Source organism: Paracoccus halophilus, from assembly GCF_000763905.1.
In the GTDB taxonomy this organism is placed as follows: domain Bacteria; phylum Pseudomonadota; class Alphaproteobacteria; order Rhodobacterales; family Rhodobacteraceae; genus Paracoccus; species Paracoccus halophilus.
In genome coordinates, this window is sequence record NZ_JRKN01000026.1 from 24249 (window position 1) to 49203 (window position 24955).

Sequence of the window (24955 nt, forward strand, 5' to 3'; positions counted from 1 at the left end):
GCGGTTGAATCGCGCGTCAAAGCCGCATACCCACCCGGCGCGGCCGATTGAGGACACCATGGCGCATAACGATCTGGAAGCCCGCCATCTTGAAACGCTGGACCGGGACCTGGGACGGTTCGCGAAGCTCGAGACGGCGGCCGGCTATGCCGCGCGGCCGCTGATCGGGCCGGGCATCGCCCTTGTCTTCATCATGCTGGCCGGGCTGGTCGCGGCGCTGTCGCTGGGGCAGGGCAGCAATCTGCTGATCGTGGTGATCGCGGCCACATTCGGGGCCTATATGGCGCTGAATATCGGCGCCAACGATGTCGCCAACAATATGGGTCCGGCGGTCGGCGCCAATGCCCTGACCATGGGCGGCGCGATCGTCATTGCCGCGATCTTTGAAAGCGCGGGCGCGCTGATCGCGGGCGGCGATGTGGTCACCACCATCTCGAAGGGGATCGTCGCGCCGGACAGCATCGGCGCGCCATCCGTGTTCATCTGGGCGATGATGGCGGCGCTGCTCTCATCGGCGCTCTGGGTCAATCTGGCGACCTGGATCGGGGCGCCGGTCTCGACCACGCATTCGGTGGTGGGCGGCGTCATGGGCGCCGGCATCGCGGCGGCCGGGCTGGCCTCGGTGAACTGGGGGATGGTCGGCGCGATTGCCGCAAGCTGGGTGATCTCGCCCGTGCTTGGCGGGGTTTTCGCCGCGGGGTTTCTGTGGTTCATCAAGGCGCGGATCATCTATCAGCCGGACAAGATCGGCGCGGCGCGCAGATGGGTGCCGGTGCTGGTCGGCATCATGGCCGGCGCCTTTGCCGCCTATCTGGCGCAGAAGGGGCTGCGGAATCTGATCCGCCTGCCGATGGGCGTGACCCTGTTGCTGGGGCTGGCGACCGGCATCGCGATCTGGCTGGTGATGATCCCGGTCATTCGCCGCCAGTCGGCCGGGCTCGAGAACCGCAACAGGTCGCTCAAGCTGCTGTTCGCCATTCCGCTGGTGGTGTCGGCCGCGCTGCTCAGCTTTGCCCATGGCGCCAATGACGTGGCCAATGCGGTGGGGCCGCTGGCGGCCATCGTGCAGGCCGCGCGGGCCGGCGATTTCGGCCATGCCGTCACCATTCCGGTCTGGGTCATGCTGATCGGTGCCTTCGGGATCAGCTTCGGGCTGTTCCTGTTCGGCCCGAAACTGATCCGCATGGTCGGCAGCCAGATCACCAGGCTGAACCCGATGCGCGCCTTTTGCGTGGCCCTGTCGGCGGCGCTGACGGTGATCGTCGCCAGCGCCCTGGGCCTGCCGGTCAGTTCGACCCATATCGCGGTGGGCGGCGTGTTCGGCGTCGGCTTCTTTCGCGAATGGGACGCCGAGCGCCGCCTGCGCATGGCCCAGGCCGAGGCCGAGCGGCCCCGGATCACGCCCGATGAGCGCCGCCGCCGCAAGCTGGTGCGCCGTTCCCATGTCCTGACCATCGCCGCCGCCTGGATCGTGACGGTCCCGGCCGCGGCGACACTCTCGGCGCTGATCTTTCTGGCGATCCGGCTGGTGACCGTCTGAAGGGCTCAGCCCAGCCCGAAGATATCCGCGACCGGATCGCCCGCCACCAGCCGCGCGGTCCATTCCGCCTCAAGCGTCAGCTTGGCCTCGGCCGCCTCGATCAGCTGCGGCAACAGGGCGGGGGGCAGGGCGGCCAGCCCGTCATCGTCGCCGATGATCAGATCGCCCGGCGCGACCTCGCAGCCGCCCAGCGTGACCGGTGCGTTCACCTCGCCGGCGCGGGCGGTGGTCGGACCCAGCGGGTTGACGGCGCGGCAATGGACCGAGAATCCCTCCATCCCGGCCAGACCGTGGACATCGCGCACCGCGCCGTCGCAGACCAGCCCGGCGCCGCCACGGCGATGCAGATGACCGGCCAGAATGTCGCCGATCATGGCGTGGCTGCAATCGCCTCCGGCCTCGATCATCAGCACCTGACCGGGCCGGATCGCGCCGGTCGCATGCAGGACGGCGCCGAAATCGGGCGGCGCGCAGCGTACCGTCATGGCGCGCCCGAACATCGCCGGTTGCCGGCCCGCCGGCAAAAGCGGTCGGATGCCGGGATCGATCTGGCGCGCCGGCGCAAGATCGACGATCACCGCGACCGGGATCTGCCGCCAGCGCGTCAGCAGCTCGGGGTCGATGGGCTGTTCGTCATGGCGATGGATCGACAGGCTCATGGGGTTTCCTCCAGCAGGGCCCGGATCGCGCGGGCAAGGCGTCGCGCGCCTTCCTGCAGCTTGTCGGGCGCGTTCAGGGTAAAATTGATCCGCAGCGAGCGGCGGTCCCGCCCCTCGGGGTCGAAGACGCTGCTGGGCGAGATGCAGACGCCATGTTCCAGCGCCCTGGGCAGCAAGGCATCGGTGTCCAGCCTGGCATCGCGCGCCGTGGCCCAGACGAACATGCCGCCCGCCGGCACCTGCCAGTCCAGATGATCGGCCAGATGGTCGCGCATGGCGTCGCACAGCGCGTCGCGCCGCGCCCGATAGGTTTCCAGCATCTTTGGCAGGATGCGTTCGGGGATGCGCCGCTGAAAGGCGCGCAGCGCCAGCATCTGCGACAGCCCGGCCGTGCACATGTCCGAGCCCTGCTTGGCCGCGGCCATGGCGGCGATCATTTCGGGCGCGGCGATGACCCAGCCGATGCGCAGCCCCGGCGTCAGCTCCTTGGAAAGCGAGCCCATATAGATGATCGGCCCGTCATAGGGGCCGGGATTTTCCGCGCCCGACAGGTGCAGCATCCGGGGCAGGGGGGTGCCGTCATAATAGAGCACGCCGTAGGGGTCGTCCTCGATCAGCCAGGTGCCGGTCGCATGCGCGGCGGCGACCAGTTCGCGCCGCTCGGCCAGGGTCACCAGCCGCCCGCTGGGGTTCGAGAAATTGGGCACGGTATAGCCGAATTGCGCGCCATCCAGCGCGGCGAACGGGTCGTAATCATTGCTGCCGGGCTTCATCGGGCGATAGCGTGGCTCATGCGGGATCCAGGCATCCAGCGCGCCCAGATAGGCGGGGCTTTGCGCGGCGATCACGCCGCCCGGCTCCAGCAGCACCTTGCCGGTCAGCTCCAGCGCCTGCATGCCGGCGGTGGTGATCAGCACATTGTCGCGCGAAAGCTGCGTCTCGGGGGTGGAGAACCGCGCCGCGATCAGGTCGCGCAGCGCCGGCAGGCCGGGGATCGGGCCATAGCCCAGCGTCTCGCCGGGGTGGTCGCGGACCACCTCGGCCGCCAGATCGGCCAGTTCCGCCACCGGCCAGACCGAGGGCTCGGGCAGCCCGCCCGCCAGGTTGATCAGATCCGGGTCCTGCCCCGCCGCGAGAAAGATCGAGGTCACGTCATTCGTCCGCGACAGCCAGCGGGCAAAGGCGGGCCGCCGCCCGGTCGCCGGGCTGGCGGGGCTGGTGGCGCGATCGGTCTGGCTGGGCATGGGGCTGTTCCTCCTCCGGCAGGGGCTGGGCACGGGACGGAGGCGCTGACTCGGTCCGGATATCTGCAATAGTCCCTCAGGCCATGGGTTTTCAACCTGTCTCGCCCGGAACCCGCCATGATCGGGGCCAAGCTTGCGCCCGGTGCCATTCTGGCCGAAATACCGGCAACTGGCCAAAGGGTGACAAAATGAAGGCACTGAAACGGATCGGCATCGACAGCTACATGCTGCTGCTGATCGGCACCGTCCTGCTGGGCCTGCTGCTGCCGGCGCGCGGCATCGCGGCCGAGGGGCTGCGCGGGCTGACCTATTGGGCGGTGACGCTGCTGTTTTTCCTGTATGGCGCCAAGCTGGACCCGTCCTCGGTCCGGGCGGGCCTGCTGAACTGGCGGCTGCAGGGGCTGACCTTCGGCGCGACCTATCTGCTGTTTCCGCTGCTGGGCATCGTGCTGGCATGGCTGTTCGGGGGCCTGCTTGGTCCGGAACTGACGCTGGGGCTGCTGTTTCTGGCGGTGCTGCCCTCGACCGTGCAAAGCTCGATCGCGTTCACCTCGATTGCCGGGGGCAATGTGCCGGCGGCGATCTGCGCGGCGTCGCTGTCGAACCTGATCGGGGTGGTGCTGACGCCGCTCCTGGTCACCCGCATCCTGCAGCAGGACGGCGCGGGCGTCAGCCTGGGGGCGGTGGAAAAGATCGCGCTGCAGATCCTCTTGCCCTTTGTCGTCGGGCAGGTGCTGCGGCCCTGGATCGGCGGTTTCGTGAACCGTCACAAGCTGATGACCATGGTGGTGGATCGCGGCTCGATCCTGCTGATCGTCTATTCCGCCTTTGGCGCGGGCACCGTGGCGGGGATCTGGTCGGCGATCCCCGCCTCGGGGCTGGTGCTGTGCTTTCTGGCGGTGGCGCTGCTGCTGGCGCTGGCCATGGGCATCATGGTCGCGGCCGGGCGATTGGTCCGCATGCCGCCCGAGGACCGGGCAGTGCTGTTCTTCTGCGGCTCGACGAAAAGCCTGGCCAGCGGGTTGCCCATCGCCACGGCAATCTTTCCGGCGGCCACGGTGGGCGCGACCGTGCTGCCGGTGATGATCTATCACATGACACAGCTTCTGGTCTGCTCGGCCATCGCGCAAAGGCTGGCCCGCCGCCCGGCCTGATCAGAAATCCCAGTCGTCGTCTTCGGTCGCAACCGCCTTGCCGATGACATAGGAGGACCCCGATCCGCTGAAGAAATCGTGGTTCTCGCTGTCGGGCGAAAGTGCCGCCATGATCGCCGGATTGACCTCGCAGGCCTGGGGCGGGAACAGCGCCTCATAGCCAAGGTTCTGCAGGGCCTTGTTGGCGTTGTAATGCAGGAATGCCTTCACATCCTCGGTCAGGCCGATGCCGTCATACAGCTCGGCCGTGTATTTCTGTTCGATATCGTAAAGATCGAAGATCAGCGAGAACGCGAAATCCTTCAGCTCCTGCTGCCGCGCCGCATCCAGCTTTTCCAGCCCGCGCTGATACTTGTAGCCGATGTAATAGCCATGCACGGCCTCGTCGCGGATGATCAGGCGGATCAGGTCGGCGGTATTGGTCAGCTTGGCGCGGCTCGACCAGTACATCGGCAGGTAAAAGCCGGAATAGAACAGGAAGCTTTCCAGGAAAACGCTGGCGATCTTGCGCTTCAGCGGGTCCGATCCGGCCTTGTATTCCTCAAGGATCAGCCGCGCCTTGGCCTGCAGATGCGGGTTTTCCTCGGACCAGCGGAAAGCCTCGTCCACCTCCTTGGTCAGGCACAGCGTCGAAAAGATCGAGGAATAGCTGCGCGCATGAACCGCCTCCATGAAGGCGATATTGGACAGCACCGCCTCTTCATGCGGGGTGATCGCATCGGGCATCATGGAGGGCGCGCCGATGGTGTTCTGCACCGTGTCCAGAAGCGTCAGCCCGGTAAAGACGCGAATGGTCAGCTCGCGCTCTTCGGGGCGCAGCGTGGCCCAGCTTTGCACATCGTTCGACAGCGGCACCTTTTCGGGCAGCCAGAAATTCACCGTCAGCCGGTTCCAGACCTCCAGATCCTTCTCGTCCTGCAAGCGGTTCCAGTTGATCGCGCGCAGCGGGGTCTTCATCACATGATCCTTCATCCGAAGAACCTTTCTTCTTTATACAAATATCCTCGGGGGGTGCGGGGGGCAGACAGCCCCCCGCCGGCGACGCGGATCACAGCGTGCAGGAGACGCAGCCCTGCACCTCGGTTCCTTCCAGCGCGGTCTGGCGCAGGCGGATGTAATAGATCGTCTTGATGCCCTTTTTCCAGGCATAGATCTGGGCGCGGTTGATGTCGCGCGTCGTCGCCTCGGCCGGGAAGAACAGCGTCAGCGACAGGCCCTGATCGACATGCTCGGTCGCCGCCGCATAGGTGTCGATCACCGCTTCCGGGCCGATCTCATAAGCGTCGCGGTAATATTCCAGATTGTCGTTGGTCATGAAGGCGGCGGGGTAATAGACCCGGCCGATCTTGCCTTCCTTGCGGATCTCGATCTTGGACACGATCGGGTGGATCGAACTGGTCGAGTTGTTGATATAGCTGATCGAGCCTGTCGGCGGCACCGCCTGCAGGTTGCGGTTGTAAAGCCCGTGCTTCATCACCGCCTCTTTCAGCGCGGCCCAATCCTCGCGCGTGGGCAGGTCGATCCCCTCGAAGACCCGCGTCACATCCTCGGAAACCGGCAGCCAGTCGCGGCTGGTATATTTGTCGAAGAACGTGCCATCGGCATATTTCGAGCGCTCGAAATCCTTGAAGCTCCGGCCCTTTTCCTGCGCCAGCAGGTTCGAGGCCCGGATCGCGTGATAGGCGACGGCCGCGAAATAGACCGATGTAAACTCGACCCCCTCGGGGCTGCCGTAATGGATATGCTCGCGCGCCAGGAAACCGTGCAGGTTCATCTGGCCCAGGCCGACGGCATGGGCCTCGTCATTGCCGCGCCGGATCGAGGGCACGGCATCGATCGCGGACATTTCCGACACCGCGGTCAGCGCCCGGATCGCGGCCTCGATGGTGGCGCCGAAATCCGGCCCGTCCATGGTCGCGGCGATGTTCAGCGAGCCGAGGTTGCAGGAAATATCCGTGCCCAGATGGGCATAGCTCAGATCCTCGTTGAATTCGCTGGCCTCGTTCACCTGCAGGATTTCGCTGCACAGGTTCGACATGGTGATGCGGCCATGCACGGGATTGGCGCGGTTCACCGTGTCCTCGAACATGATATAGGGATAGCCGCTTTCGAACTGGATTTCCGCCAGCGTCTGGAAGAAGGCACGCGCATTGATCTTTTTCTTCTTAATGCGCTTGTCATCGACCATCTCGGCATATTTTTCGCTGACCGGGATTTCCGAGAAGGGCACCCCATAGACCTTTTCGATGTCATGGGGCGAAAACAGGTACATATCCTCGTTCTTTTTCGCCAGCTCAAAGGTGATATCGGGGATCACGACGCCCAGCGACAGCGTCTTGATGCGGATCTTTTCGTCCGCGTTCTCGCGCTTGGTGTCCAGGAAACGCAGGATATCGGGGTGATGCGCGTTCAGATAGACCGCGCCCGCGCCCTGCCGCGCGCCAAGCTGGTTCGCGTAGGAAAAGCTGTCCTCCAGCAGTTTCATCACCGGAATGACGCCCGAGGACTGGTTCTCGATCCCCTTGATCGGGGCGCCGGCCTCGCGCAGGTTGGTCAGCATCAGGGCGACACCGCCGCCGCGCTTGGAGAGTTGCAGCGCCGAATTGATCGAGCGGCCGATGGATTCCATATTGTCTTCCAGCCGCAGCAGGAAGCAGGAGATCAGCTCGCCCCGCGATTTCTTGCCCGCGTTCAGGAAGGTCGGCGTCGCGGGCTGGAAACGGCCCGACAGGATTTCCTCCATGAAGCGCATGGCCAGCGCCTCGTCGCCGCGCGCCAGCGTCAGCGAGACCATGACCACGCGATCCTCGTAGCGTTCAAGGTAACGCTGCCCGTCGCGGGTCTTCAGCGTGTAGCTGGTGTAATATTTGAAGGCGCCCAGAAAGGTCGGAAAGCGGAACTTGCGCTTATACGCCTCGTCCCAGATCTGGCGCTGGAAATTCATCGAATACTGGTCCAGCACTTGGGGCTCGTAATAGCCCTCATCGACCAGATAGCGCAGCTTTTCGTCCAGATTGTGGAAGAATACCGTGTTCTGGTTCACATGCTGCAGGAAATACTGACGCGCGGCCTTGCGATCCGCGTCAAAGCGGATGCGGCCTTCGCCGTCGTAAAGGTTCAGCATCGCGTTCAGCGCGTGATAGTCCAGCTCGGCCTTTACGCCATCGTCAAGCATTCCGTCCCCCAGAATTTTTCCAAACCCGCCAGCACGCGGGAGATATCAAGATCACTCCCCGACAGCTCGAACCGATAGAGCACGGGGACATTGCATTTTTCGGCGATCACCCTGCCGGCCAGGGCGAAGGTCGCCCCGAAATTCCGGTTGCCGGCGGCGATGACGCCGCGCAGCAGGGCGCGGCGGTCAGGATCGTTCAGAAAGCGGATCACCTGTTTGGGGACCGCGCCGCGACCCTGGCCATCGGCATAGGTCGGGCAGATCAGCACATAGGGAAGGGCAGGCTCGGGCATGTCCCCCTGCGGCGAGATCGGGATGCGGCTGGCTGGCAGGCCAAGCCGGGCGGTAAAGCGCGCCGTGTTTCCCGATGCCGAGGAATAATAGACCAGCCCGCCCATGGCCTGTTTCAGGCCAGCGCGCCGATCATGTCGGGACGGAAACCGGCCCAATGCGCTTCACCGGCGACAACCACGGGGGCCTGGCGATAACCAAGCGAGGTGACCAGTTCCATCGCGCCGTCATCCTCGGTCAGGTCGATCAGCTGATAGGCCAGGCCGCGGGCGTCCAGCGCGCGCGTCGTCGCGGTGCATTGCACGCAGGCCGGTTTGGAATAGACGGTGATGGTCATGCCTCAAGGTCCCTTTTCTGTCGTTTTTGAAGCCCGGCTGTCCTTGCCATCGCGCGGTTCGGGTCCGGCTGTGCCGTTAACCTTTCCCGTGATGCGCTGGCATCGGGGCAAAGCCTAATTAGCCATGATGCAGCCCCTCGGTCAACGAGATATAGCGAAATTCTATCCACAGATACCCAAATATGGTGTGGATAGATTCAGAAATGCCACATTAGCCCGTTTCTGCGGCAGATTTATGTCGCAGCCTCCGGGCGATTTTCTTAACCATGAAATAATCCTGGGTTGCAGGCGTCGCGGATCAGGGCCCGTCATCCTCGCGGCGCGTCACGAACAGCGCCACGAACAGATAGAGCCCGGCAGCGCCGAACAGGATCGCCCAGAAGATCGCCCCGGTCGAGGCCTCGAACCCCGCCCAGAGCAGCGGCAGCAGGACGCAGAGCACGCGCACCCAGAGCGGGCGGAAAAACGGGTGATGGGGATCGACCAGCATGGCGGCAGATTAGCCGGGCGGCGGCGCGGGCGCCACCGCTTTCCGCATCACCCCTTGAAGCTGCGCCAGATGCTGAGCGCAGCGTCCGACAGATCGCCCAGACGGGCCAGCAGATGCTCGCGTTCCAGCGCCGGCCCGCCCTGGGCGCGGTCCAGCCGCGCCAGCAGACGCATCAGCCGCCGGCGATGCACGCCGGTCCAAAGCTGGACCGGATCGGCGATCAGCCCGGCGAATGTCGTCAGCACCGAGGCCAGGATGGCCAGCACGATCCCGGTCAGCACCAGCTCAAGTGCGGAAAGCTGGGCGGGAAAGGCGCCGTACCACATCCGCCCCATCCAGCTGCCCAGGGCGAAATCCTCGATGGCACGGGTCTGGGCGCGCAGATTGGCGATCGGCCCGGCCAGCGAGATGACGCCGGGTGTCGCGCGGTGAAACAAGAGCAGCCCCGAGGCCAGCACCAGGGCCGAGGTGGTGATCTCGGACACGGCATTGCGGGTTTCGGCGTAATCCTCGATGGCGCGGGCGGCGATCTCGGGCGGGGCATGCGGGATCAGGCCCTTCTCGGTCAGATCGGCGACAAAGGCGGTCAGGTCGGCCTCGATCACCCGGGCCATGTCCGATTTCAGAAAGATGCGCCGTCCGGCCAGCCATGCGGCTGCGCGCGGCAGCCCGATCCAGCGCAGCAGCGGCGCCAGCAGCCGGGTCAGCAGGAACAGCGGCGACAGCATCACGTTCAGCGGCGCGCGCAGCAGGTCCAGCCCCAGGGCGTGGCGGTGCAGCGCCAGTGTGCCGCGCAGCCCGTAGCGGGCGCGTGCGAAACGGCGCGCTTCGGATTCGCGCCGGGTCATCGGGCGGGTATCGGCAGGGGCAAGCGGCATCGGTCGGATTTCCGGGACGGGACGCGACCAATCTAGGGATTGCACCTGCGCGGCTCAATGCGCCGCGGCGCTTTTGCTTTGACTTTGCCGCGCCGGCGATATAGGCGGCGGACTTTGGCGCCGAACTTCCGGGCCGGCGGGCGTTGTGGGAGGCCCGGCCGCAAAGGGGAACGGGTGCCGTTGACCGGATGCCCCGCATCCCCTTTCTGGCGAAGAAGATGACCGATCACGATATTGCCGCGCCTCTGGCCGCGGCGCTGGCAGCCAAGGGCTATGCCAGCCTGACCTCTGTGCAAGAGGCCGTTCTGAACCCCGGTGCGCATGGCCGCGATGTGCTGGTCTCGGCGCAGACCGGCTCGGGCAAGACGGTGGCCTTCGGGCTGGCCATGGCCGGCGATCTTCTGGATCAGGGCGATCTTCTGCCGCAATCGGGCCTGCCGCTGGCGCTGGCGATTGCGCCGACGCGCGAGCTGGCCTTGCAGGTGGCGCGCGAACTGGGCTGGCTTTACGCCCAGGCGGGCGCGCAGATCGCGACCTGCGTCGGCGGCATGGATTACCGCAACGAACGCCGCGCACTGGAGCGTGGCGCGCAGATTGTCGTCGGCACCCCCGGCCGGCTGCGCGACCATATCGAGCGCGGCTCGCTGGACCTGTCCGCGCTGCGCGCCTGCGTGCTGGACGAGGCTGACGAGATGCTGGATCTGGGCTTTCGCGAGGATCTGGAATTCATCCTGGGCGCCGCCCCCGAAACCCGCCGCACCCTGCTGTTTTCCGCCACCGTGCCCCCCGCGATCGAGGCGCTGGCCCAGGATTTCCAGCGCGACGCGCTGCGCATCAGCGCCATTGGCGAGGCGCGCCAGCATGGCGATATCGAATATCGCGCCATGTCGGTCCTGCCCCGCGACCGCGAGCACGCGATCTTCAACACCCTGCGGTACTATGAGGCCGAGCGGGCGATCATCTTTTGCAAGACCCGCGCCAATGTGAACCATCTGCTGGCGCGGATGGGCAATCGCGGTTTCAAGGTCGTGGCCCTGTCGGGCGAGCTTAGCCAGCAGGAACGCAGCCATGCCCTGCAGGCGCTGCGCGACGGCCGGGCGCGGGTCTGCATCGCGACCGATGTCGCCGCGCGCGGCATTGATCTGCCGGGGCTGGAACTGGTGATCCATGCCGATCTGCCGACCAATCCCGACACGCTGCTGCACCGTTCCGGCCGGACCGGCCGGGCAGGGGCCAAGGGGACCTCGGTCCTGATCGTGCCGGCATCGGAATACAAGCGCGCGCAGCGGCTGTTGCAGCGCGCCAGGCTGGTCGCGGAATGGGGCAAGGCGCCCTCGGCCGAAGAGGTGCAGGCGCGCGACGACACCCGCTTGCTGGACCATCCGGCGCTGAACGAGGCGCCGGGGGATGAGGCCGGGCTGGCGGCCACGCTTCTGGAACGGTTTGGGGCGGAACATGTCGCCTCGGCCTTTGTGCGGCTGTGGCGCGAGGGCCGCCCCGCGCCCGAGGAACTGGCCGATACCGCGACCCACGCCGCCCCCGCCGCGCCGCGCGAGCGGGGCGAATTCGGGCCTTCGGTCTGGTTCCTGCTCTCGGTCGGGCATTCCGGCCGGGCCGAGGCGCGCTGGCTTCTGCCCAAGATCTGCGAGGCGGGCGGCATCACCCGCGACGAGATCGGCGCGATCCGGGTCAGGACCGACCAGACATTCGTCCAGATCGCCGCCGCCGTGGCGCCGAATTTCGGCGAGAGCACCGAACTGGAAGCCGGCCTGACCATGCGCCGGATGGAAACCGAGCCGGTTTTCGACGCCCCCGGCCGGCCGCAGGACGCAGGCGCGGCGCGCAAACCGCCGCGCGGACAGGCGCCGCGGCACCGGCCCGCCGCCGTGGAACCGGCACCCGATCCGGCGCCGGTCAGGGCCCGGGCGAAACCCGCTGCCAGCCCCCGGCCTTTCGAGTCCCGGCCTGTCGAGTCTCGGGCCGAGCCTGCCGAACCCGCGCGCAAGGCCCGCTGGAGCACCTCGAAAAAACAGGCGCATAAGGACAAGGCGGGCGGCAAACCCGCGCCGCGTGCCGCCGGGTTCAAGTCGCATGGCGGCCCGGCGCGTCCGGGCAAGGCCGAGACGGCGGCCGATGGCCGTCCGTCCCGCGCCAAGGGCTTCAAATCGCATAAATCCGCCGGCAAGCCCGCGCGTGGCGGCGAGGCGAAACCCCTGCGCAAGACCGGCCCCCGGGGCGGCAAGGGCTGACGGCGCCCCTCCCGGTGCCCGACCTCAGCCCGGCGCGGCGCGGCGCGACATGGCGGCCAGCCTGTCGCGCAGCCGCTGCGCCAGCGGCGACAGTGGCCGGCGCTTGAGGTCCAGCAGGTAATAGGGCGAGACGCGGATATCCTGGCGCACCGGCAGGATCGCGAAGCCGGCGCTGACCGGCGGGCGGACCAGCAATTCGGCCATTTCCTCGGACATCGGCGTGATCGCGTCGCTTTGCGCCAGATAGGCGATGGTCAGCAGGAGCGAGGGGCTTGAGACGATATTGCGCGGCTCGGTCAGGCCGACATCGGCGAATGCCGCCAGCGCCGCCTGACGGATCGGCGCGCCGCGCTGCTGCATGATCCATTCATGCCCGATCAGCTCGGGCAGGGCGACCCGGTCGCGGCGGCTCAGCGGGTGATCGGCCCGGGCCAGAAAACAGACCTTTTCGTCGCGCATCGGCAGGATGTTGAAATCCTGGCCGTCGAATTCGGGCAAAAGCCGCGCCAGCACGAAATCCATCTCTCCGGCCGCCAGATGGCCCAGCAGGTCGCGCGAGGGCATGACATCGACCGTGATATCGGCCTCGGGCGCGGTCTGCTTGACCTCGCGGATGGCCGAGACCAGATAGCTGACCGCCGGTCCGGTCACCGCGCCGACCCGGATCGCGCCGCCCTCGCCACTGCGCAAGGCGGTGACATCGGCGGCCATGCTGAGCATCTCGCGCAGGATCACCCGGGCGCGGCGCAGCACCGCCTGGCCGATCTCGGTCGGGACCATCCCCTTGGGCTGGCGGATGAACAGTTGCGCGCCGACCCGGCTTTCCGCCTCGGCCAGCATGCGCGAGGCGGCGGGCTGGGTCATGCCGACCGTCTCGGCCGCCAGTTGCAGCTGGCCATGTTCGGCGATCTGCTGGATCAGGCGCAATTGCGCGGGTTTCAGCATCAGGCGGGCGGGCGGCATGGATATATCGTTTCCGGTATGCAAAACGTGGAACAAGTAATTTTACCAGCATGTCGTTTTGTTGCTAGACCAAATCAGGCCCGTTGCCCGCCCCCCGGCGTGGCGCGCCAGGGTCAGGCATCGCCGGTTGTGCAGAGGTCCCGCCATGAGCAAGACATTCACCCCCGCACCCTGGCCGCGCAAGCTGCGGTCCCAGCACTGGTATGGCGGCGATTCCCGCGACACGATCTATCATCGCGGCTGGCTGAAAAATCAGGGCTATCCGCATGATCTGTTCGATGGCCGCCCGGTCATCGGCATCATGAACACCTGGTCCGACCTGACCCCCTGCAACGGCCATCTGAACGAACTGGCCGAAAAGGTGAAGGCCGGGATTTGGGAAGCCGGCGGCTTTCCGGTCGAGGTGCCGGTGTTTTCCGCCAGCGAGAACACCTTTCGCCCGACCGCGATGATGTATCGCAACCTCGCCGCCATGGCGGTCGAAGAGGCGATGCGCGGCCAGCCCATCGACGGGGCCGTGCTGATGGTCGGCTGCGACAAGACCACGCCCAGCCTGCTGATGGCCGCGGCCTCGACCGATATTCCGTCCATCGTGGTGACCGGCGGGCCGATGCTGAACGGCTGGTTTCGCGGTGAGCGGATCGGCTCGGGCACGCATCTGTGGAAGTTCAGCGAGGCGGTGAAGGCCGGCGAGATGACGCAGGACGATTTCCTTGAGGCCGAGCAGGCGATGAGCCGCTCGACCGGGACCTGCAACACCATGGGCACGGCCAGCACCATGGCCTCCATGGCCGAGGCGCTTGGCATGGCGCTGTCGGGCAATGCCGCGATCCCGGCGGTGGACAGCCGCCGCCGCGTCATGGCGCAGATGACCGGCCGGCGCATCGTGCAGATGGTCAAGGACGATCTGAAGCCCAGCGACGTGATGACCCGCGCCGCTTTCGAGAATGCGATCCGCACCAATGGCGCCATCGGCGGCTCGACGAATGCCGTCATTCACCTGCTGGCGCTGGCCGGCCGCGTCGGCGTCGATCTGACGCTGGAGGACTGGGACCGGCTGGGCCGCGACGTGCCGACCATCGTGAACCTGATGCCCTCGGGCAAATATCTGATGGAAGAGTTCTTTTATGCCGGCGGCCTGCCCGTGGTGCTGAAACGGCTGGGCGAGGCGGGGCTTTTGAACAGGGACGCGCTGACCGTCTCCGGTCAGACCATGTGGGACGAGGTCAAGGACGCGCGGAACTGGAACGAGGAGGTGATCCTGCCCGCCGACAAGCCGCTGACCGAGCATGGCGGCATCGCGGTGCTGCGCGGGAACCTTGCGCCCGATGGGGCGGTGCTGAAACCCTCGGCCGCCAGTCCGCATCTGATGACCCATCGCGGCCCGGCCGTCGTCTTCGAGGATATCGACGATTACAAGGCGCGGATCAACGACGACGCGCTGGAGATCGACGAAAACAGCGTCATGGTGCTGAAGATGTGCGGCCCGCGCGGCTATCCGGGCATGGCCGAGGTCGGCAATATGGGCCTGCCGCCCAAGGTGCTGAAAAAGGGCATCACCGATATGGTGCGCATCTCGGATGCGCGCATGTCCGGCACGGCTTACGGCACCGTCATCCTGCATACCTCGCCCGAGGCGGCGCGGGGCGGGCCGCTGGCCATCGTGCGCAGCGGCGACATGATCGAGCTGGACGTGCCGAACCGCCGGCTGCATCTGGACCTGAGCGACGAGGAAATCGCCCGCCGTCTGGCCGAATGGGAAAATCCTGTGCCGATACCCGTTGGCGGCTATGCGCAACTGTTTCATGAGCATGTCGAGGGCGCCGATACCGGCGCGGATTTCGATTTCCTGAAAGGCTGCCGCGGCCGCGAAGTCGGAAAGCACAGCCATTGACCCGGATCGCGCTTGTCGGAATCGGAAAGATCGCGCTGGATCAGCATGTTCCGGCGATTTCCGCATCCCCGGATTGGGAGCTGGCGGCGACGGTTTCGCGCCAAGGCCGCGTCGATGGGGTCGAGGGTTTCACCCGGATCGAGGATATGCTGGAGGCGCGGCCCGATATCGGCGTGGTTTCGCTCTGCCTGCCGCCGGTGCCGCGCTTTGACGTGGCGCAGGCGGCGCTGCGGGCCGGGCGCCATGTGATGCTGGAAAAACCGCCCGGCGCCACCCTGGCCGAGGTGCATGCGCTGCGCGACCTGGCCCGCGCGCAGGGCGTGACGCTGTTCGCCACCTGGCATTCGCGCGAGGCCCATGCCGTGGCCGCCGCCCGTCGCTGGCTGGGCGACCGCCGCATCGAAAGCGGCCGCATCACCTGGCGCGAGGATGTGCGCAAATGGCATCCGGGGCAGGAGTGGATCTTTGCGGCGGGGGGCATGGGGGTGTTCGATCCCGGCATCAACGCGCTGTCGATCCTGACCCATATCCTGCCCGAGCCGGTGCATCTGACCGGGGCCGAGCTGGATTTTCCCGCCAATCGCGACGCCCCGATCGCGGCGCGGCTGGAAATGACGCAAGGCATCACGGCCGATTTCGATTTCCGCCAGGAGGGGCCGCAGACCTGGGACATGGAGTTCCGCACGGATCGCGGCCACCTGGCCCTGCGCATGGGCGGCAACCTGCTGGAGATCGACGGCCAGCCGGCGGGCGGCGCGGACACGATCATGGGCGAATATCCCGCGCTTTATGCGCAGATGGCGCGCCTCTTGGGCGAAAACGCCTCGGATGTGGACCTGTCGCCGATGGTGCTGGTCGCGGATGCCTTTACCCTGGGCCGCCGGGTCACCGTCGAACCCTTCGCGTTCTGAGCCGTCATTGCGTCTCGAACGCGGCGCGGATCTCTTCGGCCGGCCGGCCATTCGCCAGCATCGCGGCCAGCAGGATGCGGGCCTGACCGGGGCGCAGCAGCCGCGCATGAATGGCGCCGGCCAGCCGCATGTCATGCCCGCCACCGCCGCCGCCATAGACAGGCGCCAGAAGGCCCCGGGGGACGCGGCTCGAGGTGACAACCGGCACGGCCTGCGCGGTCGCGCGAGCGATGCCGGCGACGATCTCGGGCGAGGCATTGCCCGAGCCTAGCGCGGCCAGCACGATCCCCTGCGCCCCGGCGGCAAGGCTCGCATCCAGATGCAGCGCATCGCCGCCGGGATGGACCGCGACGATATCGACGCGGATGCCGGCGACCGGGGCGGGCAGGGGGCTCAGGCGGGGCATCGCCTCATCCACCGCCAGCGCAAAGGCCTCGGCGCAATCCGAGGCGGATTTATATAGCCCCCGGATCGGCAGCACCCGCCCGCCGAAAGCCAGCGCGACGCCCGGCCGCGCCGCATCGGCGGCCAGATTCAGGGCATCGGCAAGGTTGCCCGCCCCGTCCGATCGCGGGTGGTCCGAGGCGAATTGCGCGCCGGTAAAGATCACCGGCTTTTCGGGCGCATGCTGCAACAGGGTCAGAAAGGCGGTCTCCTCCATCGCGTCGGTGCCGTGCAGCACGACGATCCCGGCAATCTCGGGATCGGCCAGTTCGGCGCCCACCGCATCGCTGATCGCCTGCATGTCGGCCAGCGTCAGGCACGAGGAATCCTTGGCCAGCAATTCCCTTGGCCGCAGCCTTGCCGGGATCGGCGGCAGGATCGCCAGCAGATCCCGCGCCGTCAGACCGGGCCGGGCGGCGCCATGGCTGTCCTTGCGGCTGGCGATGGTGCCGCCGGTGGCCAGCACGGCCAGCAGCGGCGTCTTGTCGGTTCCCGTCATCTCATGCCCCCGGCGTCGGAACTGGTTGCGCGCAGGCTAGCATCCGCGCCGCCGCGGATGCCAGAGCCGCGCCGTCAGCCGCAGGGGTTGGGCGGCAAGAGCAGCCCGTAGCCGAACACTTCGTCATGCCCCGCCTGCCCCAGATCGCGGGCCGAGAAGCGCAGCCGCTCGCGGATCTGGAACGGCGTCATCTGCGGGTTTTCCTGCAACAGCAGCGCGATGGCCGCCGTGACGAAGGGCGCCGCATACGAGGTTCCGGTGCGGGTGCGCGCGCCGCGGACCGAGGCGGCGGTCCAGACCTCGACCCCCGGCGCGGCAATGTCGATATGCTCGCCGCGATTGGCGCGGCGATAGATCTGGCCGCGCCGGTCCACGGCGGTCACCGCGATGACCGAGGGCAGGGCGGCCGGATAGGCGGGCTTGGCCGCCGGGCCGCCGTTGCCGGCCGCCGCGACCATGACGATGCCCATCTCGTCCAGCCGCTTGACCTGCCGCGCCAGCGCCAGGTTGAAGGGTCCGGCCAGCGACAGGTTGATGATCGCCACATCCTGCGCGGCAAGGTAATCCAGCGCCTCGACCAGCGCATAGGCATCGGCGCGCTCGTCATTGCCGGCCTTGTAAAAGGCGTCGACCGCGATCAGCTCGGCCTGCGGCACCAGCCCCGGCGTGCGGCTGTCGGCCGCCCCGACCAGCAGCGCCGCGACCGAGGTGCCATGCAGCAGGTCCGAGGGCTGATCGCCCTGATCGCGGTCAAGCCGGTAAAGCCGCAGCCGCGCCGGGGCCAGCGCGTCATGGCCCTCGTTCAGGCCGGTATCGACCATGCCGATGCGGGGCGGCGTGCCGCAGCCGGCGGTATTGACCGGCCAGTCGATCATGTTGCGGATCGGGCAGACCCCGCCCACGCATTCCTCGCCATTGCCCGGCCGGTAATAATGGTTGAGATCCGCCGTCGCGACCGATTCCAGCCCCCGCACCATGTCGCGCGCCTCAACCAGCGGCATGGCGGCGGGTTTGCGCAGCCGTGACAGGGTTTCCCCGGACGAAAGCGGGCTGCGGCGCAATTCGCGAAAGCCGGCCGCCTGCAGCGCTTGCAGATCCGCCTCGGACAGGCCGCGCGCGATCACCTCGTCGGGCGCGAAGGGCGGCGGCGGCACGACCGCCTGCGGGCGCCGGACCGGCACCGGCCGCCGCCGCCTGGGCCCGTCGTCATCGTCATCATCATCGTCGCCGCCGTCATCGTCGTCGTCATCCGCCCAGGCCGCCGTGACCGGCGAGAAACCGCCGAGATCGGGGGGCAGATCGGCCAGAAACATGGCGATCAGGGCCAGCGCGGCCAGCAGGATGCGGGTCATTGCCTTCTCCGTCGGGCGGGTTTCTGGACATTTACGATTTGCCCTACATATTATTCCACCGGAAGGGAATTTTTTCGCAATTACGGTGTTATCATGGATGCGGCATTCGGCGAAAACCTGATCGCATTGCTGCCCAATCTGCGCCGTTTTGCGCTGTCGCTGTCGCGCAAGGGGGACGTGGCCGATGATCTCGTGCAGATCACCGTCGAGCGCGCGATCGCCAAGCAGGCGAGCTTCGATCCCAAGGCGCGGCTGGAGCCCTGGCTGTTTCGCATCATGCGCAATGCCTGGATCGACATGACGCGCCGCAACCGCAGCGCCGGCACCCGCGTCGATCTGTTCGAGATGCCCGATATCGTCGCCACCGACCCCGGCCCGGCGATCGAGGCGCGGCTGATGCTGCAATCGGTCGAGGCCGCGATGGCCGGGATCCCGCAGGAACAGCGCGAGGTGCTGCATCTCGTCTGTGTCGAGGAAATGTCCTATGCCGAAACGGCGGATATCCTGGGCATCCCCAAGGGCACGGTGATGAGCAGGCTTTCGCGGGCCCGGCTGGCGCTGGCCGAAAAACTGGGAATAAAATGAGACCCCGCGCGTATATCCCTGACGGTGCGGAAACCGGACGGAAAAACCCTAATGCAGATCAGTGACGAAACCCTCATGGCGCTAGCGGATGGCGAACTGGACCCCGCCGCGGCGGGCGATATCCAGAAGGCGGTCGCGGCCGACCCCCTGCTTGCCGCGCGCTATGAGCGTTTCGTGCGCACCCGCCAGATCCTGGCCGAGGCGGCCCGCGCCCGCCCCGCCATCGGGGGCGAGGATCCGCTGGCCGCGATGATCCGCGCCGGCAGCTTGCGGCCCGCGCCGCTGTCGCAACCGGCCAACCTGAACCGCCGACCCTTGCTGGCGGCGGCGGCCTCGGTCGCGCTGGCGGTGGTCGGGCTGGGATGGTGGCTCTGGCCCGATGCCGGCCCCGCCGCGATCCCGGCGGCCGAGCTGGCGGCGCTCGAGAGCCTGCCTTCGGGCGAAACCCGGGCCCTGGAGGACGGGGCCGAACTGACCATGATCGCCTCGTTCACGACCGAGCAGGGCCAGTTCTGCCGCGAATACGAAACCTTGCGGGATGCGCGCATCCGCATCGTTCTGGCCTGCCGCGAGGCCGAGGGATGGCAGGGACGGTTCGCCGCCGTGATCGAGGGCGAACAAAGCGGCTATGTGCCCGCCTCGGGCGATGTCTCGCTTGAGGCGGCGCTGCGCGATCTTGGCGCCGGCGCGCCCCTGACCCCGGCCGAGGAAGCCTCGGCCCTGGGCATCGACGCCCGGGGCTGAGCCATCGGCGGGCGACTGCCGGCCTTTGCCCTGTTTCAAGAAATTTTCGCATTCGGGGAATAACTGCCGGGCCGACGCGTAATCGCATCGGAATTCGAAGCAGGATTTCACGGTTCCATCCCGGCCAAACCGGCAGCCGGATGCGGACAGCGATCATCCTACCCGCCGGAAGACACAGTGACGGAGCAACACCATGGCGACCATTCGCGGAAATGACGACGACAACCGGATCATCGGGACCAATGCCGCAGACCGGCTGTTCGGGCGGTCGGGCGACGACTACATCCTGGGCCGCAACGGCAATGACTATATCGATGGCGGCGAAGGCAATGACCGCATCAATGCCGGCCACGGCCATAACCGCGTCGTCGACAGCGGCGGCAATGACAGGATCCACGCCGGTTCGGGCAATGACACGATCAATGCCGGCGAAGGCAATGACAATATCTATGCCGGCAATGGCAACAACCGCATCAATGCCGGCGAAGGCAATGACGTGATCATCACCGGCCGCGGCGTCGACGTGATCACCGCCGGCGAAGGCAATGACAGCATCCGCGCAGGCGCCGGCAATGATGTCGTCTATGGCGGCGAGGGCGATGACCGCATCTTCGGCCAGGCCGGCAACGACCGCCTGATCGGGCACGAGGGCAATGACACGCTGTCCGGCGGCGCCGGCAACGACACGATGACCGGCGGCGAAGGCGGGGATGTGTTCATCTTTCACGGCGGCCGCGACCGGATCACCGATTTCGAGGATGATGACGACCGGATCAACCTGCAGGCCTTTGACCGTTTCGACAGCTTCTCGGATGTGCGCGGCGCCATGCGGCAGGCCGGCGACGATGTGGTGCTCAGCGTCGGCTCGAGCCGGCTGATCATCGAGGACACGCGCCTGAACAGCCTTGGCGCGGACGACTTCAGCTTCTGAAACCCCGAGCCAGTCACAATAACGGGGAACAGCCGGGCGGGCGCGCATCAGTCGCGCCCGTCTTGGCGTTCCGGCGGGGGGCGCGGCGCGCCGGTTGCGGGTTGCGCGCGACGCGGAAAACTGGCACAGGATCGGGCAAGGCGGCGGCATGATCCTTCGGTGCGATTCCGCGCCCCCATTTCCCATATCAGAATGACAGGTTACAGGATGCGTGATCCCCTGTTCCGCATGGCCCTGCTGCTGGGCCTGCTTTCCGCCGTCGGGCCCTTTGCCATCGACATGTATCTGCCCGCGCTGCCGCAGGTCGCGACCGATCTGCGCACGACCGAGGCCATGGCGGCGCTGACATTGACCTCGTATTTCGTCGCCTTCGGCATCGCGCAGATGTTTTACGGGCCGATGGCCGACGCGGTGGGGCGCAAGATCCCGCTGCTGATCGGGGTCGCGATCTTTCTGGCGGCGACGGTCGCGGCCAGCATGGCGCCCTCGATCCAATGGCTGATCGCGGCGCGCGCCGTGCAGGGTTTCGGCGCCGCGACGCTGATGGTGGTGCCGCGCGCGGTGATCCGCGATCTGGCGACCGGCCCCGACGCGGCGCGGATGATGGCGGCGATCATGATCGTGATCTCGGTATCGCCGATGCTGGCGCCGCTGACCGGCTCGGCGGTGATGACCATGGGCGGCTGGCGCGAGATCTTTTTCGTGCTGGCCGGCGCCGGGCTGGTCAGCCTGTTGCTGATCGTGTTCTGCCTGCCCGAGACGCTGGGCGCGCGCCATCGCCATCCGATCCGTCTGGCGGCCATGGCAAGCGGCGCGCGCAGGCTGCTGTCGGATCGCCATTTCGTCGGGCTGACGATGATCGGCGGCTTTGGCATGGCCAGCTTTTTCGTCTTTCTGGCCTCGGCCAGCTTTGTCTATACGCGGCAATACGGGCTTGGCCCGACCGGCTTTTCGCTGGCCTTCGCGGTCAATGCGATCGGCTTTTTCTCGGCCTCGCAATTCGCCGGCCGGCTGGCCGGTCGGTTCGGGATGGAGCGCGTCATCTCGCTTGCCATCACCGGCTTTGCCGCGCTGGCGCTCTTGCTGGCCGGGCTGGTTCTGGCCGGGATCGACGCCCTGCCGGTGGTGATCGCGGGGCTGCTTGTCGCCAATGCCTGTCTGGGGCTGGTCATGCCCACGACCATGGTCATGTCGCTGGACCCGCATCCCGACATTGCCGGGCTGGCCTCGTCCCTGGGCGGCACGATCCAGATGCTGACCGGCGGGCTGATGATCGCCCTGACCGGGCCGTTTCTGGACAACAGCGCCGCCACCATGGTTCCCGCCATCGCGCTTTGCGCGGCTTTTGCCTGGCTTGCGGCCGCGGCATCGCTGCCGCGCCTGCGGCTGAGCCGGGGCTGAACCGGCGCCCGGCATCGGCGGATTGCCGTGCCGGGCCTTTGATTTTCCGGTCGCCGCCTGTATAGTCCGCCCCATCCCGGGGCGCTGCCCGTGCAGTGCCAGAAGTGAAACAGGGCCGCAGAATGGCCCGCGAATCGTCCGGCGACCCGATCGTCCGGCCTGCTTCGCACGCCCCGCCATCAGGGGCAGATGAAAACTGGAGAACGTCTTTCATGCGCAAGATTCTTGCTTCGACCACGCTTGCCTTTCTGGGTCTGTCGGTCCCCGCGCTGGCAGCCGAGGATTGCGGCAGGATTTCCATCGCGGAAATGAACTGGGCCTCGGCCGGGCTGGCGGCCTGGGTGGACAAGATCATCCTGGAAGAGGGTTACGGCTGCGAGGTCGCGCTGGTGGCCGGCGATACCATGCCGACCTTTACCTCGATGAACGAAAAGGCCGAGCCCGACATGGCGCCCGAACTCTGGGTCAATGCGGTCAAGGAGCCGCTGGACATGGCCGTGGCCGAGGGGCGCATCGTCATCGCCGCGCAGATCCTGACCGATGGCGGGGTCGAGGGGATCTGGATTCCCACCTGGCTGGCCGAGAAAGAGGGGATCAGGACGCTCGAGGACGCGCTGGCCCGGCCCGAACTGTTCCCCGGCGCCGAGGACAGCAGCAAGGGCGCCTGGTTCGGCTGCCCCTCGGGCTGGGCCTGCCAGTTGATCAACAAAAACCAGTATATGGGCGCCAAGGCCGATGAAAAGGGCTTCGAGCTGGTCGATACCGGCTCGGCGGCGGGGCTGGACGGCTCGATCGCCCGCGCCTTCAACCGTCAGGAGGGCTGGCTGGGCTATTACTGGGCGCCGACCGCGATCCTGGGCAAATACGACATGACCCGGCTGGACCTGCAGGCGGAATTCGACCGCGAACGCTGGGACAAATGCATCGTGCAGGCGGATTGCCTTGACCCGCAGGTGACCGAATGGCCGGTGTCCGACGTCTATACCGCCGTGACGCGGGAATTCTCGGAAAAGGCCGGCCCGGCCATGGATTACGTCAAGGCGCGCGCCTGGACCAATGACACGGTGAACGCGATGCTGTCCTGGATGTCCGAGAACCAGGCCAGCAACGAGGACGGCGCCTATCGCTTCCTTGAAACCCAGGAGGAGCTCTGGACGCAATGGGTCCCGGACGAGGTCGCGGAGAAAGTCAGATCCGCGCTCTGAACCTCCGGGGACGACGCGCTTTGCCGGGCAGGGCCGCCGGGGCGGCCTTGCCCATTTCCGTTTCCGAAGGAAAGAATTTCATATGGACCTGATCCGGTTCCCGGAAATGAGCCGTTCCGATCTGCGCGAGCTGCGCATTGCGATCGACGGCGCATTCCGCGACTTTACCCGTGCCTGGGGCGAAACGCTTGAAAGCCTGTTTTCGCCGCTGCAAACGCTTTTGACCGCCATCGAGAACCTGCTGATCGATTCGCCCTGGATCCTGGTTCTGGCGGTTCTGGCAGCGGGCATCTGGGCGCTGAGCCGCAGCTGGCGGATCGCGCTTGGCGCGGTGATCGCGCTGCTGATCGTGGGCTATTTCGGCATGTGGGAGGACACCATGCGCACCGTCGCCATGGTCGCCGTCTGCACGCTGATCGCGGTGGTTGTGGGCATCCCGGTGGGCATCCTGATGGCGCAGTCGAACCGCATGAACGCCATCGTCACGCCGATCCTCGACATGATGCAGACCATGCCCAGCTTTGTCTATCTGATCCCGGTGGTGATGATCTTCGGCCTTGGCAAGGTGCCGGGCGTGATCGCCGTGGTGATCTATGCCATCCCGCCGGTGATCCGGCTGACCAATCTGGGCATCCGCCATGTCGCCCCCGATGTGCTGGAGGCGGCCGAGGCCTTTGGCTCGGGCAGCTGGCAAAAGCTGCGCGACGTGCAATTGCCGCTGGCGCTGCCCACCATCATGGCCGGCGTCAACCAGACCATCATGATGAGCCTGTCGATGGTCGTCGTCGCCTCGATGATCGGGGTGCGGGGGCTGGGCCAGCCGGTGCTGCAGGCGATCAACAACCAGTATTTCACCATGGGGGTGATGAACGGGCTCGCCATCGTCGCCATCGCGATCATCATGGATCGCACCACGCAGGCCTATGGCAAGCGGCTGCAGAAACACACCGAGGCCGGCAAATGAGCGATATCGAAATCCGCGATCTCTACAAGATCTTCGGCCCGGATGCCGCCCACCATGTCGATGCCGTCAAGGCCGGTCTGGGCAAGACCGAACTGAACGAGCGTCACAACCATGTGCTGGGCCTGCAGGACATCAACCTGACCATCCCCGAGGGCCGGATCACCGTCATCATGGGCCTGTCCGGCTCGGGCAAATCGACGCTGATCCGTCATATCAACGGGCTGATCCGGCCGACGGCGGGGCAGGTGCTTTATGACGGCGGCGACGTGGTCACCATGTCGCGCGATCAGCTGCGCGAATTCCGGCGCCGCAAAACCGCGATGGTGTTCCAGAAATTCGCCCTGCTGCCGCATCGCACGGTCCTGCGCAACACGACCTACGGGCTGGATATCCGCGGCCTTGACCGGCCCGAGGCCGAGCGGCGCGCCCGCCACTGGATCGAGCGGGTCGGGCTGAAAGGCTATGAGGAATATTATCCCAAGCAGCTGTCGGGCGGCATGCAGCAGCGCGTCGGTCTGGCCCGCGCGCTGACCAATGACGCCGAGATCCTGCTGATGGACGAGGCGTTTTCCGCGCTGGACCCGCTGATCCGGGTCGATATGCAGGGCATCCTGCTGGAACTGCAGGCGGAACTGCGCAAGACCGTCATCTTCATCACCCATGATCTGGACGAGGCGCTGCGGCTTGGCGACAAGATCGCGATCCTGCGCGACGGCGCGATGGAGCAGATCGGCACCGGCCAGCAGATCGTGCTGAGCCCGGCGAATTCCTATGTCGCGGAATTCGTGCGCGAGGTGAATCGCGGCCGCATCATCGAGGCCGCGACCGTTGCCGGCCCGGTCCCGGACGGCGCCGCGCTGCCGCCCTTTCGGGTCAAGGCGCGGTCGAAGCTGGATCTCGTGGCGCGCCGCATGACCCGGGAGGGCGTCTCCAGCGCGCAGGTCTGCGACGTCTCGGGCAAGGTGATCGGCGTCATCGACCTGCCCGGCATCCTGGATGCCATGGTCAATCCCGCCGACGCGGCGACCGAGGCCGAGACCTGAAC

General features: G+C 66.8%; 23 protein-coding genes. 12 read left to right on the forward strand and 11 right to left on the reverse strand.

The features are described 5' to 3' along the window. The first annotated feature begins 58 nt into the window (after positions 1-58). Positions 59-1540 carry an inorganic phosphate transporter gene (locus tag IT41_RS14900; RefSeq protein WP_036742880.1) on the forward strand — a complete coding sequence of 494 codons (1482 nt, stop codon included), beginning with the start codon at positions 59-61 and terminating at the stop codon, positions 1538-1540. Between the two features lie 5 nt (positions 1541-1545). On the opposite strand, the gene IT41_RS14905 is transcribed toward IT41_RS14900, so the two are convergent. Further along, the gene (locus IT41_RS14905) at positions 1546-2199 is read right to left on the reverse strand and encodes an RraA family protein (RefSeq protein ID WP_036742822.1); all 654 of its coding nucleotides are present in this window, start codon (positions 2197-2199) and stop codon (positions 1546-1548) included. After that, positions 2196-3443 (reverse strand): aminotransferase-like domain-containing protein, encoded by a 1248-nt coding sequence (locus tag IT41_RS14910; RefSeq protein WP_052081644.1) that lies wholly within the window; start codon positions 3441-3443, stop codon positions 2196-2198. Before IT41_RS14910 ends, IT41_RS14905 begins: the two co-directional genes overlap by 4 nt. A 188-nt stretch (positions 3444-3631) precedes the next feature. Between IT41_RS14910 and IT41_RS14915 the strand changes: the two genes are divergently transcribed. After that, positions 3632-4597 (forward strand): bile acid:sodium symporter family protein, encoded by a 966-nt coding sequence (locus IT41_RS14915; protein ID WP_036742824.1) that lies wholly within the window; start codon positions 3632-3634, stop codon positions 4595-4597. Here the strand turns inward: IT41_RS14915 and nrdF are convergent, their stop codons facing one another. The 6 genes from nrdF to IT41_RS14945 all read right to left on the reverse strand — a co-directional run bounded on the left by nrdF (position 4598) and on the right by IT41_RS14945 (position 9768). Then, positions 4598-5554, reverse strand: coding sequence for a class 1b ribonucleoside-diphosphate reductase subunit beta (gene nrdF, locus IT41_RS14920; protein WP_414811556.1), 957 nt, complete (start codon positions 5552-5554; stop codon positions 4598-4600). It abuts the gene before it with no gap. A gap of 91 nt (positions 5555-5645) precedes the next feature. After that, on the reverse strand, positions 5646-7772 hold the full coding sequence (gene nrdE / locus IT41_RS14925) for a class 1b ribonucleoside-diphosphate reductase subunit alpha (RefSeq protein WP_036742828.1): 2127 nt from the start codon (positions 7770-7772) through the stop codon (positions 5646-5648). After that, positions 7754-8170, reverse strand: a complete 417-nt coding sequence (gene nrdI / locus IT41_RS14930) for a class Ib ribonucleoside-diphosphate reductase assembly flavoprotein NrdI (RefSeq protein ID WP_036742830.1) — start codon at positions 8168-8170, stop codon at positions 7754-7756. The genes nrdE and nrdI overlap by 19 nt, the downstream gene beginning before the upstream one ends. An 8-nt stretch (positions 8171-8178) precedes the next feature. Further along, the gene (nrdH, locus tag IT41_RS14935) at positions 8179-8400 is read right to left on the reverse strand and encodes a glutaredoxin-like protein NrdH (RefSeq protein WP_036742833.1); all 222 of its coding nucleotides are present in this window, start codon (positions 8398-8400) and stop codon (positions 8179-8181) included. 298 nt (positions 8401-8698) lie between these two features. Further along, on the reverse strand, positions 8699-8890 hold the full coding sequence (locus IT41_RS14940; RefSeq protein ID WP_036742835.1) for a hypothetical protein: 192 nt from the start codon (positions 8888-8890) through the stop codon (positions 8699-8701). A 47-nt stretch (positions 8891-8937) separates the two neighbouring features. Further along, positions 8938-9768 carry a DUF6635 family protein gene (locus IT41_RS14945; protein ID WP_036742837.1) on the reverse strand — a complete coding sequence of 277 codons (831 nt, stop codon included), beginning with the start codon at positions 9766-9768 and terminating at the stop codon, positions 8938-8940. 218 nt (positions 9769-9986) lie between these two features. On the opposite strand from IT41_RS14945, the gene IT41_RS14950 reads away from it, so the two are divergent. Next, positions 9987-12017, forward strand: coding sequence for a DEAD/DEAH box helicase (locus IT41_RS14950; protein WP_231564762.1), 2031 nt, complete (start codon positions 9987-9989; stop codon positions 12015-12017). 24 nt (positions 12018-12041) lie between these two features. Here IT41_RS14950 and IT41_RS14955 read toward each other — a convergent pair whose 3' ends face one another. Then, the gene (locus tag IT41_RS14955) at positions 12042-12980 is read right to left on the reverse strand and encodes a LysR family transcriptional regulator (RefSeq protein WP_036742839.1); all 939 of its coding nucleotides are present in this window, start codon (positions 12978-12980) and stop codon (positions 12042-12044) included. A gap of 145 nt (positions 12981-13125) precedes the next feature. Between IT41_RS14955 and araD the strand changes: the two genes are divergently transcribed. Both araD and IT41_RS14965 read left to right on the forward strand, forming a co-directional pair. After that, the gene (gene araD / locus IT41_RS14960) at positions 13126-14874 is read left to right on the forward strand and encodes an L-arabinonate dehydratase (RefSeq protein ID WP_036742841.1); all 1749 of its coding nucleotides are present in this window, start codon (positions 13126-13128) and stop codon (positions 14872-14874) included. Continuing rightward, the gene (locus tag IT41_RS14965) at positions 14871-15785 is read left to right on the forward strand and encodes a Gfo/Idh/MocA family protein (RefSeq protein ID WP_036742843.1); all 915 of its coding nucleotides are present in this window, start codon (positions 14871-14873) and stop codon (positions 15783-15785) included. Before araD ends, IT41_RS14965 begins: the two co-directional genes overlap by 4 nt. A gap of 4 nt (positions 15786-15789) precedes the next feature. Here the strand turns inward: IT41_RS14965 and IT41_RS14970 are convergent, their stop codons facing one another. After that, positions 15790-16728, reverse strand: coding sequence for an asparaginase (locus IT41_RS14970; RefSeq protein WP_036742845.1), 939 nt, complete (start codon positions 16726-16728; stop codon positions 15790-15792). A gap of 74 nt (positions 16729-16802) precedes the next feature. Next, positions 16803-18080: a S8 family serine peptidase gene (locus IT41_RS14975; protein ID WP_036742848.1), complete on the reverse strand. Its 1278-nt coding sequence runs from the start codon at positions 18078-18080 to the stop codon at positions 16803-16805. 93 nt (positions 18081-18173) lie between these two features. On the opposite strand from IT41_RS14975, the gene IT41_RS14980 reads away from it, so the two are divergent. From IT41_RS14980 to IT41_RS15010, 7 genes are all read left to right on the forward strand, one after another. Continuing rightward, positions 18174-18665, forward strand: a complete 492-nt coding sequence (locus IT41_RS14980) for an RNA polymerase sigma factor (RefSeq protein ID WP_036742849.1) — start codon at positions 18174-18176, stop codon at positions 18663-18665. A 51-nt stretch (positions 18666-18716) separates the two neighbouring features. Next, the gene (locus tag IT41_RS14985; protein ID WP_036742851.1) at positions 18717-19409 is read left to right on the forward strand and encodes an anti-sigma factor; all 693 of its coding nucleotides are present in this window, start codon (positions 18717-18719) and stop codon (positions 19407-19409) included. Positions 19410-19602: 193 nt separating this feature from the next. Next, positions 19603-20340 (forward strand): calcium-binding protein, encoded by a 738-nt coding sequence (locus tag IT41_RS14990; RefSeq protein ID WP_036742853.1) that lies wholly within the window; start codon positions 19603-19605, stop codon positions 20338-20340. A gap of 207 nt (positions 20341-20547) precedes the next feature. Continuing rightward, positions 20548-21741, forward strand: coding sequence for a multidrug effflux MFS transporter (locus tag IT41_RS14995; protein ID WP_036742855.1), 1194 nt, complete (start codon positions 20548-20550; stop codon positions 21739-21741). A 212-nt stretch (positions 21742-21953) separates the two neighbouring features. Continuing rightward, positions 21954-22946, forward strand: a complete 993-nt coding sequence (locus IT41_RS15000; RefSeq protein WP_036742857.1) for an ABC transporter substrate-binding protein — start codon at positions 21954-21956, stop codon at positions 22944-22946. Between the two features lie 82 nt (positions 22947-23028). Continuing rightward, complete coding sequence (locus IT41_RS15005) at positions 23029-23910, forward strand: ABC transporter permease (protein WP_036742859.1); 882 nt, start codon at positions 23029-23031, stop codon at positions 23908-23910. Further along, positions 23907-24953: a quaternary amine ABC transporter ATP-binding protein gene (locus IT41_RS15010; protein WP_036742861.1), complete on the forward strand. Its 1047-nt coding sequence runs from the start codon at positions 23907-23909 to the stop codon at positions 24951-24953. Before IT41_RS15005 ends, IT41_RS15010 begins: the two co-directional genes overlap by 4 nt. Positions 24954-24955: the final 2 nt, after the last annotated feature.